12 protein-coding genes and 4 pseudogenes are annotated in these 14968 nt (G+C 60.7%); 7 read left to right on the top strand and 9 right to left on the bottom strand.

Translation table 11 applies throughout. From position 1 onward, the window contains the following. Positions 1 to 156: 156 nt before the first annotated feature. Together GGQ64_RS24155 and GGQ64_RS24150 are read left to right on the top strand one after the other, a co-directional pair. Positions 157 to 453: a type II toxin-antitoxin system TacA family antitoxin gene (locus tag GGQ64_RS24155; RefSeq protein ID WP_183807892.1), complete on the top strand. Its 297-nt coding sequence runs from the start codon at positions 157 to 159 to the stop codon at positions 451 to 453. Then, positions 450 to 947 (top strand): GNAT family N-acetyltransferase, encoded by a 498-nt coding sequence (locus tag GGQ64_RS24150; protein WP_183807891.1) that lies wholly within the window; start codon positions 450 to 452, stop codon positions 945 to 947. The genes GGQ64_RS24155 and GGQ64_RS24150 overlap by 4 nt, the downstream gene beginning before the upstream one ends. A gap of 126 nt (positions 948 to 1073) precedes the next feature. Here the strand turns inward: GGQ64_RS24150 and GGQ64_RS24145 are convergent, their stop codons facing one another. From GGQ64_RS24145 to GGQ64_RS24130, 4 genes are read right to left on the bottom strand one after another with little or no spacing between them, the layout of a single operon-like run. Continuing rightward, positions 1074 to 1913, bottom strand: coding sequence for an alpha/beta hydrolase (locus tag GGQ64_RS24145; RefSeq protein WP_183807890.1), 840 nt, complete (start codon positions 1911 to 1913; stop codon positions 1074 to 1076). A gap of 15 nt (positions 1914 to 1928) precedes the next feature. Further along, a complete protein-coding gene (locus GGQ64_RS24140; RefSeq protein ID WP_183807889.1) occupies positions 1929 to 3392 on the bottom strand; it encodes an NAD-dependent succinate-semialdehyde dehydrogenase in 1464 nt (487 codons plus the stop codon). A gap of 19 nt (positions 3393 to 3411) precedes the next feature. Next, entirely contained in the window at positions 3412 to 4611 is a 1200-nt protein-coding gene (locus GGQ64_RS24135; protein ID WP_183807888.1) for an iron-containing alcohol dehydrogenase, read from the bottom strand. A gap of 20 nt (positions 4612 to 4631) precedes the next feature. Continuing rightward, entirely contained in the window at positions 4632 to 5636 is a 1005-nt protein-coding gene (locus GGQ64_RS24130) for an Ldh family oxidoreductase (protein ID WP_183807887.1), read from the bottom strand. 94 nt (positions 5637 to 5730) lie between these two features. On the opposite strand from GGQ64_RS24130, the gene GGQ64_RS24125 reads away from it, so the two are divergent. The 5 genes from GGQ64_RS24125 (at position 5731) to GGQ64_RS24105 (ending at position 10620) form a co-directional block, all read left to right on the top strand. Beyond that, positions 5731 to 6423 carry a GntR family transcriptional regulator gene (locus GGQ64_RS24125; protein ID WP_183807886.1) on the top strand — a complete coding sequence of 231 codons (693 nt, stop codon included), beginning with the start codon at positions 5731 to 5733 and terminating at the stop codon, positions 6421 to 6423. Beyond that, positions 6420 to 8012, top strand: coding sequence for a sugar ABC transporter ATP-binding protein (locus GGQ64_RS24120; protein ID WP_183807885.1), 1593 nt, complete (start codon positions 6420 to 6422; stop codon positions 8010 to 8012). The genes GGQ64_RS24125 and GGQ64_RS24120 overlap by 4 nt, the downstream gene beginning before the upstream one ends. Beyond that, positions 7978 to 8973, top strand: coding sequence for an ABC transporter permease (locus GGQ64_RS24115; RefSeq protein ID WP_183807884.1), 996 nt, complete (start codon positions 7978 to 7980; stop codon positions 8971 to 8973). Before GGQ64_RS24120 ends, GGQ64_RS24115 begins: the two co-directional genes overlap by 35 nt. Positions 8974 to 9002: 29 nt before the next feature. After that, the gene (locus GGQ64_RS24110; protein ID WP_183807883.1) at positions 9003 to 9971 is read left to right on the top strand and encodes a substrate-binding domain-containing protein; all 969 of its coding nucleotides are present in this window, start codon (positions 9003 to 9005) and stop codon (positions 9969 to 9971) included. Between the two features lie 61 nt (positions 9972 to 10032). Beyond that, a complete protein-coding gene (locus tag GGQ64_RS24105) occupies positions 10033 to 10620 on the top strand; it encodes a DJ-1/PfpI family protein (RefSeq protein WP_183807882.1) in 588 nt (195 codons plus the stop codon). A gap of 159 nt (positions 10621 to 10779) precedes the next feature. Here GGQ64_RS24105 and GGQ64_RS28365 read toward each other — a convergent pair. The 5 genes and pseudogenes from GGQ64_RS28365 to GGQ64_RS24085 form a co-directional block, all read right to left on the bottom strand. Beyond that, a pseudogene (locus GGQ64_RS28365) lies at positions 10780 to 10896 on the bottom strand (IS6 family transposase); the annotation flags it as partial. Between the two features lie 6 nt (positions 10897 to 10902). Continuing rightward, a pseudogene (locus GGQ64_RS28360) lies at positions 10903 to 11064 on the bottom strand (enolase C-terminal domain-like protein); the annotation flags it as partial. A 175-nt stretch (positions 11065 to 11239) separates the two neighbouring features. Next, positions 11240 to 11560: a hypothetical protein gene (locus tag GGQ64_RS24095; protein WP_183807880.1), complete on the bottom strand. Its 321-nt coding sequence runs from the start codon at positions 11558 to 11560 to the stop codon at positions 11240 to 11242. 125 nt (positions 11561 to 11685) lie between these two features. Beyond that, positions 11686 to 12890 (bottom strand): annotated as a pseudogene (locus GGQ64_RS24090) (succinylglutamate desuccinylase/aspartoacylase family protein). An 858-nt stretch (positions 12891 to 13748) separates the two neighbouring features. Then, positions 13749 to 14822 (bottom strand): annotated as a pseudogene (locus GGQ64_RS24085) (nucleotidyltransferase family protein). Positions 14823 to 14968: the final 146 nt, after the last annotated feature.

Genomic DNA, 14968 nt, shown 5'->3' with positions numbered 1-14968 from the left:
TGGAAATAGAATGTGCCCGGCTACATTAATTAATTGCGTAATCTATCTAAGGGAACTGGCCTGTGCCGTCCCGAAATGCGTAACGACATCATCTTTACGATGCTTGTAAAGATGATGTCGTTACGCTATATGAATGCGTGCAAATAGGAGTTTCCCATGCCGACCTCACACATTGGTAAAAGCCCGGACGCAAGCGTGCCGCTGAATATGCGCATCAAGCCTGCGACTCGCAACTTGATCGATCGCGCCGCCGAATTGCTCGGTAAGACGCGCACGGATTTTATGTTGGAAGCTTCCGAGCGCCGCGCCGAGGAAGTGCTGCTCGACCGTACTATTTTCCCGGTAAGCCCCGAAATCTATGCCGAATACCTTGCCCGGCTCGATGCGCCCGCGCAGCTCAATGAGCGTCTAAAACGCACCATGTCGACCAAAGCGCCGTGGGATGAGGCGTGACCCTCAGCGCACCAGCACCCCTGGCCGATCATCATGAGCTGGCCGAATTCAATTCCGCCGTCCCTGAACTGGACGACTGGCTGCGTCGCCGCGCCCGTGCCAATCAAGCAGGCGGCGCATCGCGTACCTTCGTCGTGTGCGAAGGAAGCCGCGTCATCGCCTATTACGCGCTCGCCTCCGGCGCGGTGAAACAGCCGGAAGCACCCGGCCGTTTTCGGCGTAATATGCCTGATCCAATCCCAGTCGCTGTGCTTGGTCGCCTCGCCATTGATCAATCCTATCAGGGGCGTGGTATCGGCAGGGCATTGGTGCGCGACGCGGGCTTGCGCTTGCTCAATGCCGCTGAAGTACTCGGCATCCGCGGCGTACTGGTCCATGCGATTTCCGATGACGCACGAGCTTTCTATGAGGCCGTCGGCTTCCTGTCTTCTCCGTCCGACCCCATGATGCTGATGGTCGGATTGCACGACCTCAACTACGCCCTGAACACCTAAACGAAACTCATCGATAATTCCGGTGGAGTCCGCTCCCTTTTGTTTCTAAAGCGCAGAAATTGCTGCAGAAAGTCCGATAAAAGATGAGGTGCCGTGGGTTCGAATCCTTTCAAGACCGAATAAGCGTTAGCTCCATGAGACCATTTCCGCGACACGAGCTCCCAAGTGGCCGTCAGGGTTTGCGAGATCCAAGACTATGCTCATATGGTTGAGACTTGGCACTGGCAGCAATTCCGAGGCGCTCATCTGAGCTTTGAGCTCTGCGTCCAAGGCGGACGCCTGTGTGTGGAAGGGTGAAGTTTCCTCCGCACCGAATGCAATGATCCGTCGAGGAGATGAGAGGTGACTCGCTGTCAACGGTGACCAGGCTGCCGCCTCTGCTGCCGTCATTTCAGCTTCGTCGCGCAGGAAGCTGTACGGGATTTCCGCGAGATCATAGACGCCGCTCACGAGCAGGAGGCCCTGTACGGCGGGCAGAGAAGGCGTTTCTGTCTCTTCTAGCCCAACTGCGGCGAGGAAAGACGCAAGATGCGCGCCGGCCGAATGGCCGCTGACAGTGATTTTTTTCGGGTCGGCGCCGAAATCGCGTGCATGCGCCTGGAGCCAGAGCACCGAACGCCTTACCTGATCGACCAGTACACCGAGCCGCTGGCCGGGCATTAGATCGTATTCAACGAGGGCAGCGACGCCGCCGGCCTCCAGGACCGGGGCGGCCACGAAGCGATAGTTTTCCTTTTCGCCGGAACGCCAGTAGCCGCCATGCACGAACACGTGCAACGGCGCTCCTCCCCCAGGATGGGCCGGCAGAATGACGTCCAGGACTTCCCGGGCACGCGGCCCATATCGCAGGTTCGCCAGGGTGTTGGTCGTGGCGGACATCGCGCGGCTCCGTTCTGCAAACTCGGCGGCAATCGCGTCGAAGTCGGGTACGAAGTCGCGAATACGGTAGGGATCCTGTAACGTCATTTCTGTCTCCTCCGGTCAGTAAGCGATTGCGTAATACTTTGCCTCCATGAATTCGAGAATACCTGTCACGCCGCCCTCGCGACCGAGGCCGCTTTGCTTGACGCCGCCGAAAGGCGCGGCCGGATCAGAGATCAGCCCCCTGTTGATGCCGAGCATTCCCGTTTCGAGATGCTTGCCGACCCGCATCGCGCGTCTCATGTCCTGCGTGTAGACATAGGCCGCGAGACCATACTCGGTGTCGTTCGCAAGGCGTATGGCCTCCTCTTCGCTTTCGAACCTGTAGACGGGCGCCACGGGCCCGAAGATCTCCTCGCGGGCGATCGCCGCATTGGGTGGGACGTTTTCGAGCACGGTCGGGGGAAAGAAGTAGCCGTTCTCCGAAAGCGGCTTCCCGCCGGTCGTCGCTCGCGCCCCGGCTGCGACCGCATCCGAGACCAGCCGATCAATCTTGCGCACGGCATTCTGCGTGATCATCGGCCCGCATTGCGTGGCGGGGTCATAGCCGGGGCCGATCTTCAGAGCCGCCATGCGGGCCGTTAGCCCGTCGACGAAGGCGTCGTGGATTCCTGACTGGACGTAGAAGCGGTTTGCGGCGGTGCAGGCCTCGCCGGCATTGCGCATCTTCGCAACCATGGCGCCGTCGAGTGCAGCCTCGAGGTCGGCGTCGTCGAAGACCAGGAAGGGCGCATTGCCGCCGAGCTCCATCGAGCAATTGACGACCGACTTGGCGGCCTCTGCGAGAAGGGTGCGGCCGACGCCGGTCGAGCCGGTGAAGGAGAGTTTTCGCACGCGTGGATCGGCAAGCATGGCATTTGTCACCGCACTTGGATTGCTCGTGGTCAGAACGTTGACGACGCCCGCCGGCACGCCGGCCTCCTCGCCAAGGCGCGCCATGGCGTAGGCGGTTAGTGGTGTTTCTGAGGCAGGCTTCAGGATTACCGTGCAGCCGGCCGCAAGGGCCGGGCCGATCTTGCGGGTGGCCATGGCGGCGGGAAAGTTCCAGGGTGTGATCAGGACGGAAATGCCGATCGGTTCGTGGTCGACGAGGATGTGGTGCGAGCCGGAAGGCGTATGCCGGTATTCGCCGGGAATGCGCGTCGCCTCTTCCGCATACCAGCGGAAGAACTCGGCAGCATAGGCCACTTCGCCGCGTGCGTCAGGCAGGGCCTTGCCGTTTTCCAGCGCGATGAGCGTGGCGAGTTCCTCAGCGTGCTCGGTCATGAGCTGGAACCAGCGGCGCAGGATTTCCGAGCGTTGTCGGGCAGGCGTGGCACGCCATCCGGAGGCCGCGGCCTCTGCCGCATCGATGGCGCGCATCGCATCCTCGACGGAGGCGTCCGCAACTTCGGCCAGCCTTCCGCCCGTGGAGGGATCCATCACGGCTATGCTGCTGCCCTTGTGCCATTTGCCATCGATGTAAAGGCCCTCGGCATGAAGGGCAGGATTAGCATAACCGGTGATCTTGGCGTGGAACGTCATGGTCGGAATCCTTTTCAGCTCAGTTCAGGCTGGCCCGATCGCCGCGATAGGCCGCGGCGACGAGGTTGCGCATTTCGTGCGGGGCCAGGGGGCGGGGGTTGTTTTGGATCAGGCGCGTAATGCCGGAACTTTGCTCCGCCACCCAGTCGATCCGGTCTTCGCCGAGACCGAGATCGCGGAGCGTGGCGGGAATGCCGATCCGTGCAAGGAGGGAGACGAGGGCCGGGATGACGTCATCCGGTCCTCCCAGTCCGGCTACTTGCGCTATCCTGGCAAGCTCGCCGCGGATGACCGGTGCGTTCCATGTCATGACATAAGGCATGAGGCAGGCGACGCCGAGGCCGTGGGCAGTGTTGGTGAGAGCTCCAACGGGATACTGGATGGCGTGTGCGGCGGCGGTGCCGGCCACGCCGAAGGCTAGCCCTGCCAGTGTTGCACCAAGCATGACCTTTTCGCGCGCCGCGCGGTCGGCGCCATCCCTGTATGCCGCTTCCAGTCCCGGCCAGAGCAGTGCGATGGCGCTGAGCGCGAAGTGATCGGACAGTTCGTTCTTGCCGACGAAGACGCGCTGTTGCGCGATACCGGGAACGGGATCGCGGCGGATCGCAGTGAGGGCTTCCAGCGCATGGGTCAACGCATCGGCTCCCGCAATTGCCGTAAGCGCGGGCGGGCAGGACAGGGTGAGGTCCGGGTCGCAGACAGAGACGGTCGGAATGAGATACGGGCTTGAAATGCCGACCTTCAGGCTTCGTTGGGCATCGGAAAGCACGGCGACAGGCGTCACTTCCGAGCCCGTGCCGGCGGTGGTGGGAATTGCTATCAATGGCATCACGGGTCCGGGCACGGTGTGCTCGCCGTAGTAATCCTGCGGTCGCCCGCCATGGGTAAGAAGCAGAGCCACGCATTTTGCCATGTCGAGGCAGGAGCCGCCACCGACGCCGATGACAAGGTCCGGGGCGAAGTTTCGGGCATCGTCCGCGCTGTTTACGGCGGAGTCGACGGGTACGTCCGGGAGGGTGGAGCTATCGACCCTCACCGCGATACCGGCGCCTTCGAGCTGCCGGACGAGCGCGAGGAAATCGGCATCCGCGGTAAGGCGCGTATCCGTGATGATCAGTGCGCGCCGGCCGAGCCTCGCGGCGATGCCCCCAAGGGCATGCCGCTGCCCCGCACCGAAGAGCAGTTCGCGCGGCGCTCTCAATGTGCCGAAAAGGTTCATTCCGTGTCTCCTCCGATAATTCAGGCGGCTTCGAGCGCCAAAAGGTGTTCCAGAAGCGGTTGGGGCAGCTCTATTCCCGAGCGTTCCGTCGCGGCGCGGCGCTTGCGCGCGCCATCACCTGGAACGGCTACCGGGCTTGCGGGATCGGACGGAGGGGACCTGCGCAAATAGTCGAGATATGTTGCAAGCGAGCGGACGTTGCCGTCTCCTGCTGCCGCGTCGATGAGGATGAGAAGGTCGCCCTTGTTGGCAGTATGGATGGCGTCGAGTGTTCCATGCACCTCGGGGGCGAGATCGGAACCGGCAAGTGCTGCAACTAGAAGTTCGATTGCAAGGCCGAGTCCGTAACCTTTCGCGCCTCCGAACGGGGCGATTGCCCCCGCCTTTGCCGCCTGTGGATCCGTTGTCGGCCGACCTTCTGCGTCCACGGCCCAGCCGAACGGAATAGGCGCCCCGCGCATTGCGTGATTGTTGATCTTGCCCATGGAAACGACACTGGTTGCAAGATCGAGCATGAAGGGCTGGTCGCCGGATGGAATGCCGATGGCGACGGGATTGGTGCCCAGCATGGCCTGTGTTCCACCGAACGGATGAACGAGCGCTTCGCTGGTCGACATGACGATGCCAATCACGCCGTTCCTCGCCGCGGCCTCTGCGTAGTAGGCCAGCATGCCGATGTGGTTGGCATTGCGGATCGCGGCGATGGCAATCCCCGTCTCGTCCAGTACGGGCCGCATGGTTTGCAATGCGTGCATCATCACCACCGGCCCGAGGCCGCGTTCGCCTTCTACGCTGAGAAACGACCGCCTGCGCCATGTCCCGGTTCCGCGTGACCGCGCATCGGCAAGCCCCTTGTCCAGTCGGGAAAGGATGAGCGGCAGCCGCTGCAAGCCATGGGAAGGCAGTCCGCGCAATTCAGCTTCCAGAAGGAGATCAGTCTGGAGGAGAGCATTGGTGGGAGGTACGTCTCTTGCTTCGAGGAGAGCGGTCGCCAGCCCCCGGAGCCGTTCCGGCGCAAGTTTCATTTCTAAATCCTATATCGGATCATATACGATATTGTATTTGACATACGATATCTTATTTGCAACAAATGCCAACGTGTCAAGAAGCAACTGGAGAATGAAAGTGGCATTTGCGGCGGAACGGGAAATCAGGGGGGCGAGCCTTCGCCCGAGCAGCGTGGTCGATGGTGTCTATGACAACATTTACCACCGGCTGATGTCCCTGGAGATTGCGCCCGGTGCCCGGATTCCGATCGACGTGCTCGCACGTGAAATCGGCGTTTCTCAGACGCCGATTCGCGAGGCCTTGAGCCGCCTCGAGCGTGAAGGTCTCGTGCGCAAGGAGCATCTCGTCGGCTACAGCGCGGCTCCTCAATGGACGAGGAAGCAATTCGAAGACCTCTATGCTTTCCGCCTGCTGATCGAGCCCGAGGCTGCCAGGCTCGCAACGGTCAATATGACCCCTGAAGCTCTCCAGCAGCTTGAAAACTCCGCAGCGGACATGGGTAACGGCGAGGCGCCCGTCGATCGCAACACGCGCTATTCTCGCTTTGCCCGTGCGGATGCGCATTTCCATGACGCGATTCTCAAGATCGCGGGAAACGACGTGATCCGGAACACACTGTCGAACCAGCATGTCCATCTGCATATCTTCCGGCTGATGTTTCACACGCGCGTGACGCAGGAGGCACTCGAGGAGCACGAGAACTTGCTTGCCGCATTTCGGTCCGGTGATCCGCAGGCGGCATTCGACGCCATGCGCACCCACATCGAACGTTCGCGCGACCGGCTGCTTTCGGCTTTCGAATGAACGCGGACCTTTCTCCTCAATCCTTGGCGCCGCCGGCGGGTTCGGCGGCCACAGCCCTACGGGCCGATGGCCTGGGCAAAGCCTATGGCCAGATCACTGTCCTGTCGGATGTTACGCTTGATGTCTGCGCGGGAGAGGTTCACGCCATCATCGGTGAAAACGGCGCCGGCAAGTCGACGCTGATGAAGCTGTTGTCCGGTCACGTCGCGCCGACGGAAGGCCGGTTGCTCATGGACGGCGAGCCGATCGAGTTTCGAAACGCGGTCGAGGCGGAAGAAGCCGGCATCGTACTCGTACACCAGGAAATTCTGCTCGCTCCGGACCTTACGGTCGCGGAAAACCTGTTTCTGGGGCGTGAGGTAGGTCGCGGTCTGATGGTCGACGACCGCGCGATGAACCGCCGTGCCGCAGAGCTTCTTGCAAGGGTTGGCTCGACGGCGCGCCCGCGCGATCGTGTCGCGGAATTGCCGCTCGCCCAGCGCCAGCTCGTGCAGATTGCACGCGCGCTTCTGGACGATCGAAAAGTCGTCATCCTGGACGAGCCGACGGCGGTTCTGGCCAATGATGAAGTTGCGGCGCTTCTCGACATTGTAAGGATGCTGCGCGATCACGGCGTGGCGGTTCTTTACATTTCCCATCGCCTTGATGAGGTGCAGGCGCTCGCTGACCGCGTCACCGTGCTGCGTGACGGCCGCATGATCGGTACCTGGCCAGCCGTAGGCTTCAGCCAGCGTGAAATGGCCGAGCTGATGGTCGGGCGTGAACTGGAGATGCTTTATCCCCACAAGCGCCCCCCGGCCGAAGACGCGCCGATTCTCTCTGTCACGGATCTGGCGGTCGATCACGGTGCTGATAGCGCGAGCTTCAGCGTCCGGCCGGGCGAGGTGCTCGGTATCGGCGGCATGATCGGCGCGGGCCGGACCGAATTGATCGAAGGGCTGATGGGCCTTCGTCCGTCACAGGCGCGTAGCGTCGTTCTCAATGGCAAGGACATCTTGCACCGCTCGGTCCGCACGATGATGGAGGCCGGTCTCGTCTATCTGACCGAAGATCGAAAGGGAAAGGGCCTGCTGCTGGAGGAGAAGCTTGGCCCCAACCTGACGCTTCAGGCGCTTGACGCCGTCAATCCGGGCGCTGTTCTGGACAGGCGGGAGGAGCTTTCCCGCCTTCAGAAAGTGGTGGCGGACTACGACATCCGCGTCCGTTCCCTGCGCCTCGAAGCGGGAAAGCTTTCGGGGGGCAACCAGCAGAAGCTGCTGCTCGCCAAGGTCATGCTGGCCGATCCTTCGGTGGTGATCATCGATGAACCGACGCGCGGCATCGACATCGGCAACAAGAGCCAGATCTACGACTTCATCGACGCCATGGTGCGGGCGGGCAAGGCCTGCATCGTCATCTCGTCGGAGATGCCGGAGCTGGTGGGGCTCGCCGACCGCGTCCTCGTGATGCGGGCCGGCAGGTTCGTCGCTGAACTTCGCGGCGCAGAAATCAATGAGGAAAATGTCGTCTACGCAGCCACGGTCGGTGGATGCGAAGACGTCGGGGAGGACGAACATGACTGCAGCGACCGCAACAATCATACCCATTGACGAAGGAAGCCGCATCCGCTGGGCAGACCTTGCGCCTTTCATTGCCCTTGCGGTGATCGTGTTGATGGGAGCGATGGTGAATTCCAATTTCGTTGCGTCCGCGAACCTGATCAACGTCATCACGCGTAGCGCTTTCATTGCAATCATCGCGGTCGGAGCCACCTTTGTCATCTCGTCCGGCGGACTCGACCTTTCGGTAGGGTCCATGATGGCCTTCGTCACCGGGATCATGATCATGGCGATGAACCATCTCGCTCCGGCGTTCGGGACGTGGGCCATTCCGATGGGGGCGGGCCTTGCTCTCGTCGTCGGTGCGCTATGCGGCCTTTTCAACGGGCTTATCGTGACGATCGGGCGAATAGAACCGTTCATCGTAACGCTTGGCACGATGGGTATCTTTCGAGCCTTCATCACCTTCATGACGGATGGCGGCTCGTTGCCGATCGACCGCAGCCTGCGCGAGGCCTATCGGCCGGTCTATTTCGGAAGCCTGTTCGGCATCCCCTATCCTGTCCTCATCACATTCGTCGTCGTCCTGCTTGGCGCGTTCCTGCTCTACAAGACCAAATATGGCCGCCGCCTGACCTCGGCCGGATCCAATGTGGAAGTGGCACGCTTTTCCGGCGTCAACGTCGCGGGTGTCCGCACGGTCGCCTATGTCATCCAGGGCGTTTGCGTCGCCGTTGCGGCCATCTGCTATGTGCCGCGTCTTGGTGCGGCGACGCCGACGACCGGGCAGCTATGGGAGTTGCAGGTCATTACCGCGGTCGTGATCGGCGGCACCGTTCTTCGCGGCGGACGGGGGCGCATCGGCGGCACCGTGGCAGGTGCGCTCATTCTCGAGGTCATCGCCAACGTCATGGTCCTGTCGGACATGGTCTCCGAATACCTCGTCGCCGCCGTGCAGGGCGCGATCATCATCATCGCCATGCTGGCGCACCGCTTTACTGCCAGCCGCTGAAAGCAGCACTGACTTCAAAGGAGGAGAAAATGAAGTCTATTATCCGGAAAACCGGTCTACTGTTGTCGACCACCGTAGTGGCCCTGGCCCTGCCACTTGGCAGCGCGCAGGCTGAAGACAAGAAAGTGACGATTGCCGTTTCGATCCCGGCTGCGACACATGGATGGACGGGCGGTGTCGTCTACCACGCCGAGCAGGCCGAAAAGGAACTAGAGGCAGCGTTCCCGAACATTGATGTCGTTCTCTCGACGGCATCCTCTGCAACTGCGCAGGTTTCTGCATTGGAGGATCTTGCCGCGAGCCGCAAGCTCGACGCGCTGGTTATCCTGCCCTTCACCTCCGAGGAACTGACCGGGCCGGTTGAGCAGATCAAGCAGAATGGTACCTTTATTTCCGTTGTCGACCGCGGCCTCACCGATCCGAACGTCCAGGACCTTTATGTTGCCGGCGACAACATCGCAGTCGGTGCCAACACGGCGCATTGGCTCGTGGACAAGCTCGGTGGCGAGGGCCAGATCGTCGTCCTCCGGGGCATTCCCACTGTCATCGACGACGAACGCATCAAGGGCTTCTCGGACGTCATCGCCAAGTCCAACATCAAGATCCTCGACATCCAGTACGCCAACTGGAACCAGGACGAAGCCTTCACGCTGATGCAGGATTATCTTGCCAAATACCCGAAGATCGATGCCGTCTGGGCCAATGACGACGACATGCTGCTCGGCGTCCTGGAGGCGGTCGACAACGCAGGGCGCAAGGACATCAAATATGCGCTCGGCGGCAACGGCATGAAGCAGGTCATCGAGATGGTGAAGGAGAAGAACGAGCGTACGCCGATCTCAACGCCATACCCGCCGTCGATGATCAAGTCGGCGATGTACATGACGGCCGCGCAGTTCAGTGGGCAGGCTCCGGTACGCGGCTCGTTCCTACTCGGCGCGCCGCTGATCACGCCTGAGAACGCCGACCAGTTCTACTTCCCCGCCTCCCCATTCTAATGCGTAGCTGTGCCCGGCCAATTCCGGGCACCACCCAATCATTGACAACAGGAGATATGACATGAGTGGCAAGAAGATCCTCATGCTGACCGGCGAGTTTACCGAGGAGTACGAGATTTTCGTGTTCCAGCAGGGGATGGAAGCGGTGGGCCACACGGTCCACGTCATCTGCCCGGACAAGAAGGCCGGAGACCGCATCAAGACGTCGCTGCACGATTTTGAAGGCGACCAGACCTATACTGAAAAGCTCGGCCACTATGCCGACATCAACAAGACGTTTTCCGAAGTCCGCGTCGAGGAATACGACGCTGTCTATGCTGCGGGCGGCCGCGGCCCGGAGTATATCCGCACCGACAAGCGCATCCAGGACATGGTCCGCCATTTCCACGAGACCGACAAGCCGATCTTCACGATCTGCCATGGTGTGCAGATCCTGATGGCCGTGCCCGGCGTCCTCCAGGGTAAGAAAGTCGCCGGCCTCGGCGCCTGCGAGCCGGAAGTGACGGCAGTCGGCGGCATCTATATCGACGTAAAGCCGACGGAAGCCTATGTCGACGGCAACATGGTCTCCGCCAAGGGCTGGACTGGGCTTGCCGCGTTCATGCGCGAATGCCTTAACGTGCTCGGCACGAAGATCACGCACGCTTGAAGGTGCTGTGCCGTACGAGAATCTGCCCCCGTATCCCGATGCGGGGGCATTCGCAGACGTTACCCGCACGAGGCACAGTTTCGATACATTCCGACTGATGGATCAGCGGACTTGTCACGTTGTGTGACGCTGGTCGGAGGAATGTGGCTGTGGCAGAGTCTAGGTGAGCGAACCAGCCACGGCCTTCCATTCGGCCATGGCATTGAGGCGGTGAAGGTGGGTCTGAAATGCGGATCGTTTAGATTGGGGCGGGACAAAGAGATTTCTCACCTCGCTCTGCCCGGCATCAATCGGAATAGAAGTCGAAGCGCGGACCTGCGCCATCATCCTCGCATCGTCATACAAGTGGCACGGTTCTTCGAACCCAGCGATATCGTATTTCTCGATCAAACAGGTAAACTTGACGGCCTCCGAGACGGGCCAGCCGCGGTTGGCATCGCTCATATGACTCTTCGCATGATTCACGAAGAAAATGAGTCTCAGCGCACAAATGCGCTGCTTGGGATCGCCTACCCGATTACGTTCTACGCTTGAGCGAAATGAGAACACCCCAGGCAAAGGGGACTACCTTCGTCTCCTTGAGTCAGTTGCCTGCCATGTTTTTGACCGCCCGAGATCCTCAACCGCCCGCGCATGCGGACGGTTCGGCTCGGCCAACGCTCCATGATAGGCGCCCCTGTACGATGGTCAGCGTATGCTGGGCGTTCGAATAGGTCGTACCGTCTGGCCCCGTGGAGAGGAGGTCGACCGCGGTAGCGCCGTTGACAGATACCGAAGCGCGATCACCGAGGAGGCGCACTGCCAGACGCGTGCCGTCCTGGCACGTGTAGTCGCTGACGGGATAGGGGTTGCCCGCGCCGATCGACACGTCAGACGCGGCAACCTCGAAGCTTGCAAGCATCAGGGCGCTGATTGCTAAGACTGACAGATGTCCCAACATGATAGTCCTCCAAACGTGCACCTCGCGCAAAGCACCCGTCACTTTTGTGACGACAACAGGTGCTGCCGCCACCAGACGTCGACGAGCTTCGTCGGCTTCGCTCTCAAAACGCTCGGGCAGATAACCTACTCGGGATAGGTTTCAACGCCGTCTTGCGTCGGCTTGTTGAAAAGGACGAATACCAACGGGTTACCGGGCTCGGACATTGCATCGCTGCGCAGCCCCGATATCTCTCCGGCAACTGCGGTCGTGTACTCCGCCACCACTTCGCCGAAGCTGTTACGCTGGATGGCCACCTTTTGTCCAGGTACGACCTTGTCGTTGAGTTTGACCAGATGTTCGACGATCCCACCCGCGGTGGCCAGCACAGGGAATCCGCTGTTGCCGACAAAGACCGTCATGCCTTTGGCTGTGCGGCCCATCGGTCCGTCAACGATCCCATAATGCTTGAGGACGTTCATCGTGCCTTCTACAAACAGCGCGACCATCTCGCGATTTAAGACGCGCGCAGCGCCGATCTCCGGTGCGATGGCCGGGATTCCCGCGTCTATGAACGCATTGTGCAGGACGGTGGGATAGGCGGTTTTCGGCATATTGAGGATCTGACTGACGGGATAGAGATCCAGCATGGCCTTGACCTCGGGCCTTCTATCTCGCCGATGTTAAATGCAGTGACTTCGAATCCGGTCGTTCCGGTGTGGAAATCAATCGCGGCGTCGGCGTTCGGGCGCAGCAGCCGGTTGAACAGCAGCCCGGCATGGCGGCTTGGCGCCGCCGGGGCATTCTCATTTCCGGGCCATATCCGGTTCCCGTCGATCAGATCGATGCCTCTGCCCTGGTTCGGCCACCGGCGTTGCATGCTTTCCAGGGCCGGGCGGGATATGTCTGTGACGGCCATCACGGTGCCGGACATCTTCGCCGGATCGAGCTGGTTCATCACGGTATGGACGGTATGGATGGAACTCATCTCGTCACCATGCACACCGCTTGTCAGAACGACACGCTTGCCCGGCTTCGCACCCCTGGCGACCGTCACGGACACGTACCACTGCTGCCCGGTGGGCGTCTCCACGCCCTGAAAATACAAACGATGCTTCTGCCCGGCCTCCAGCTCGTTCACGTCGAGCGAACTTATGACCTTTTTTCCTCCGATGACATCACCTGTATAGACGGTTCCCTTCTTCGCACTGGTTTCTGTGCTCGCGGGTGCGTTGGCTGTTTGTGCCTGCGCCGGTCCCGCTATCACCGCGGCTGCAGCGCCGATCGCGGCAGCCGATGCAAGCATGAAGTCGCGGCGATCCACACCCTCGCCATTCTCATTCGCGATCATTGTCGTTCCTAGCTGATTTGAACCCTACATATAGGCGAGTGGACCAGATTCGTCGATTCGGACGGGATGCAAGACCGCCCACTCTATAATTCACCGAATGCTTGAAGGAGTACAGTCCACGCCAAGGAAATGGATGCTGAGCCTAGTCTGGGCTCCCCGGTGGAAAGCGTGCTCACCACCGGAGGCATTTGAAAGATTGCCCGCTTGATCATTGGTATGTCAGCCTGCCGTTTTGTTCGCGAAGGATCGGCAATTGGCATGAAACAAAGATTGCTGCACCCCAATTGCATTGCCTCGCTATGTCGCTCGACAGGAAATCAGTCATGACGGGATGCTCACGCTCTTCATCCCGTATGATCTGTTTGCCTCGACTGCCGGTCTCCATCACATGTTGGACGTTGAGCTCGAGGGTGGGCTTGGCAAGCTATTGACCCATTACCTTATTATCCTCAACGGCTCCCTGGCGGCTCTGGAGTCGCCGGAGATACCCGTATGTTGTCGAGGCAACGCGAAACCTTGTGGCCGCATGTCTCGCGCCCACCCGGGACCGCTTGAGGGAGGCGCAGACCCCGTAGACGTGACATTGTTGAGTCGCGCACGTCGGATGATCGACGGCAGACTTGCGGACCGCAATCTGACGTCCGAGACGCTGTGCAAAGCGCTTGGCGTGTCCCGCTCCGCCTCGTTCGGCTACCCGGACAGAAAAGGCAAACGACTGAAAAAAGAAAAATCCGGCGCGTCTTGCTTCTTGGCGGACGCGCGGGCCCATATTGACGATATGTGCATGGAAACGTTCATCAAGGTCTCAAGGCATACCGGCGAAGCACAAGACACTCAGGCGAATATGCAACCCGAGTGTCAATGCCGGGGATTACCGGGGTCGCCTTTTAGCAGGCTTTCCACGACATCGGGGCCGAGTGCCCGTCCGAGCGCTTTAACCCCGTTCTTGGGCAGTCTCAATAGGCCGCTGACGATCCCCTCGCTCCCATGCTTCCTCCCAAGCATCGGCCAACTTGTCGCCGTGGCGCGTCTCTACGAGGGCTTCAAAGAGCAAGGCGGCCTGTGATAGGTCTTTGTCCGCTTTCACGCGTCCAAGCGTATCTGCCAGCCTTCTCGAGGACACTATGAGCTTGTGGACGGCATACCTCTCGGGAGCCGGGACAAGGACGTTCACGCCTTCACGGAAGAGAAGCACCGTGCGGACAGGCCCATAGATCAGGTAATCGAGGAACCGCAGGTTTTCCGCCGACGCGCCGCAGAGGGCGGCATGGGCGACGGCTTGCCCGTATATTCATCCGATCCCCGGTTTCCCGTCAGAAACTCCACCTGGTAGCCCTTCACGAAGGCGACCACCTTGGCTCTGTCCGCCTGGTGGGGAACCGCTCGGAATTCGGGATCGACCGACTGGAGGATTTCGAGGATCGGTGGCAGGCTGTCTTGAACCCCGGCCGAGATTGCGAAGTCCTGCGCGAAATCCGCGTCGCCTGTTTGCATTGCCGCCGAGGGCAGCCGGATGCCGAGCATCCCCGCATAGGTGTTGAATGCCACCGACCCGATAAGGACGGCCCGCAGCCGGAACAATCCGGCGTCAGCTAGGGCTTTCGTGACGTCGCCCGCGAATGGATCAGGACCGGGGAGCCCAGCACGTCGCAGCGTGCTAACCATGCGCCGCCGCTCCCGGATGTTGTCCTTGTTTTCCTTGTGGGCCTTCACCCGTTCCGTGATAGCTTCTTCGGTTGCGGGACCGACGTAGCTTCGCTTGTCTTTGCCCTCGGGGGTAGGGAGATCGAAATACCAATAGTCGCGATCTTTGACGGTCACGGTCACGAACCATCCCTCCAAGGGGAAGTCCGCTACGAATTGACCATCGAGCGTCCGTTGCGTCAACTCCGCGAACATCGTTCGATAGCTGATGTCGATCTCTCTCATCATTGGCGTCTCATTCTCGAGTGCGGCAGCTCTTCGGGCGGCAAGTTCGGCCATCGCGCTCTTCGAAGCGCACCCGCCTTCTGCGAATGACGTCGTCTTCGCTCATCTCAACCCGCCGTTATAAGTCTCTGCCAAAACCTTATAACGGG

The sequence above is a fragment of the Mycoplana azooxidifex genome (genome assembly GCF_014196765.1).
Lineage (GTDB): Bacteria > Pseudomonadota > Alphaproteobacteria > Rhizobiales > Rhizobiaceae > Mycoplana > Mycoplana azooxidifex.
This window is presented reverse-complemented; position numbering and strand designations above follow the sequence as displayed.

Bases quoted from the DNA above. Each gene is read 5' to 3' on its own strand.
- GGQ64_RS24155 (WP_183807892.1), top strand. From the start codon at position 157: ATGCCGACCTCACACATTGGTAAAAGCCCGGACGCAAGCGTGCCGCTG.
- GGQ64_RS24130 (WP_183807887.1), bottom strand. From the start codon at position 5,636: ATGAAACTTGCGCCGGAACGGCTCCGGGGGCTGGCGACCGCTCTCCTC.
- GGQ64_RS24105 (WP_183807882.1), top strand. From the start codon at position 10,033: ATGAGTGGCAAGAAGATCCTCATGCTGACCGGCGAGTTTACCGAGGAG.
- GGQ64_RS24120 (WP_183807885.1), top strand. From the start codon at position 6,420: ATGAACGCGGACCTTTCTCCTCAATCCTTGGCGCCGCCGGCGGGTTCG.
- GGQ64_RS24125 (WP_183807886.1), top strand. From the start codon at position 5,731: ATGAAAGTGGCATTTGCGGCGGAACGGGAAATCAGGGGGGCGAGCCTT.
- GGQ64_RS24115 (WP_183807884.1), top strand. From the start codon at position 7,978: ATGACTGCAGCGACCGCAACAATCATACCCATTGACGAAGGAAGCCGC.
- GGQ64_RS24140 (WP_183807889.1), bottom strand. From the start codon at position 3,392: ATGACGTTCCACGCCAAGATCACCGGTTATGCTAATCCTGCCCTTCAT.
- GGQ64_RS24095 (WP_183807880.1), bottom strand. From the start codon at position 11,560: ATGTTGGGACATCTGTCAGTCTTAGCAATCAGCGCCCTGATGCTTGCA.
- GGQ64_RS24110 (WP_183807883.1), top strand. From the start codon at position 9,003: ATGAAGTCTATTATCCGGAAAACCGGTCTACTGTTGTCGACCACCGTA.
- GGQ64_RS24145 (WP_183807890.1), bottom strand. From the start codon at position 1,913: ATGACGTTACAGGATCCCTACCGTATTCGCGACTTCGTACCCGACTTC.
- GGQ64_RS24135 (WP_183807888.1), bottom strand. From the start codon at position 4,611: ATGAACCTTTTCGGCACATTGAGAGCGCCGCGCGAACTGCTCTTCGGT.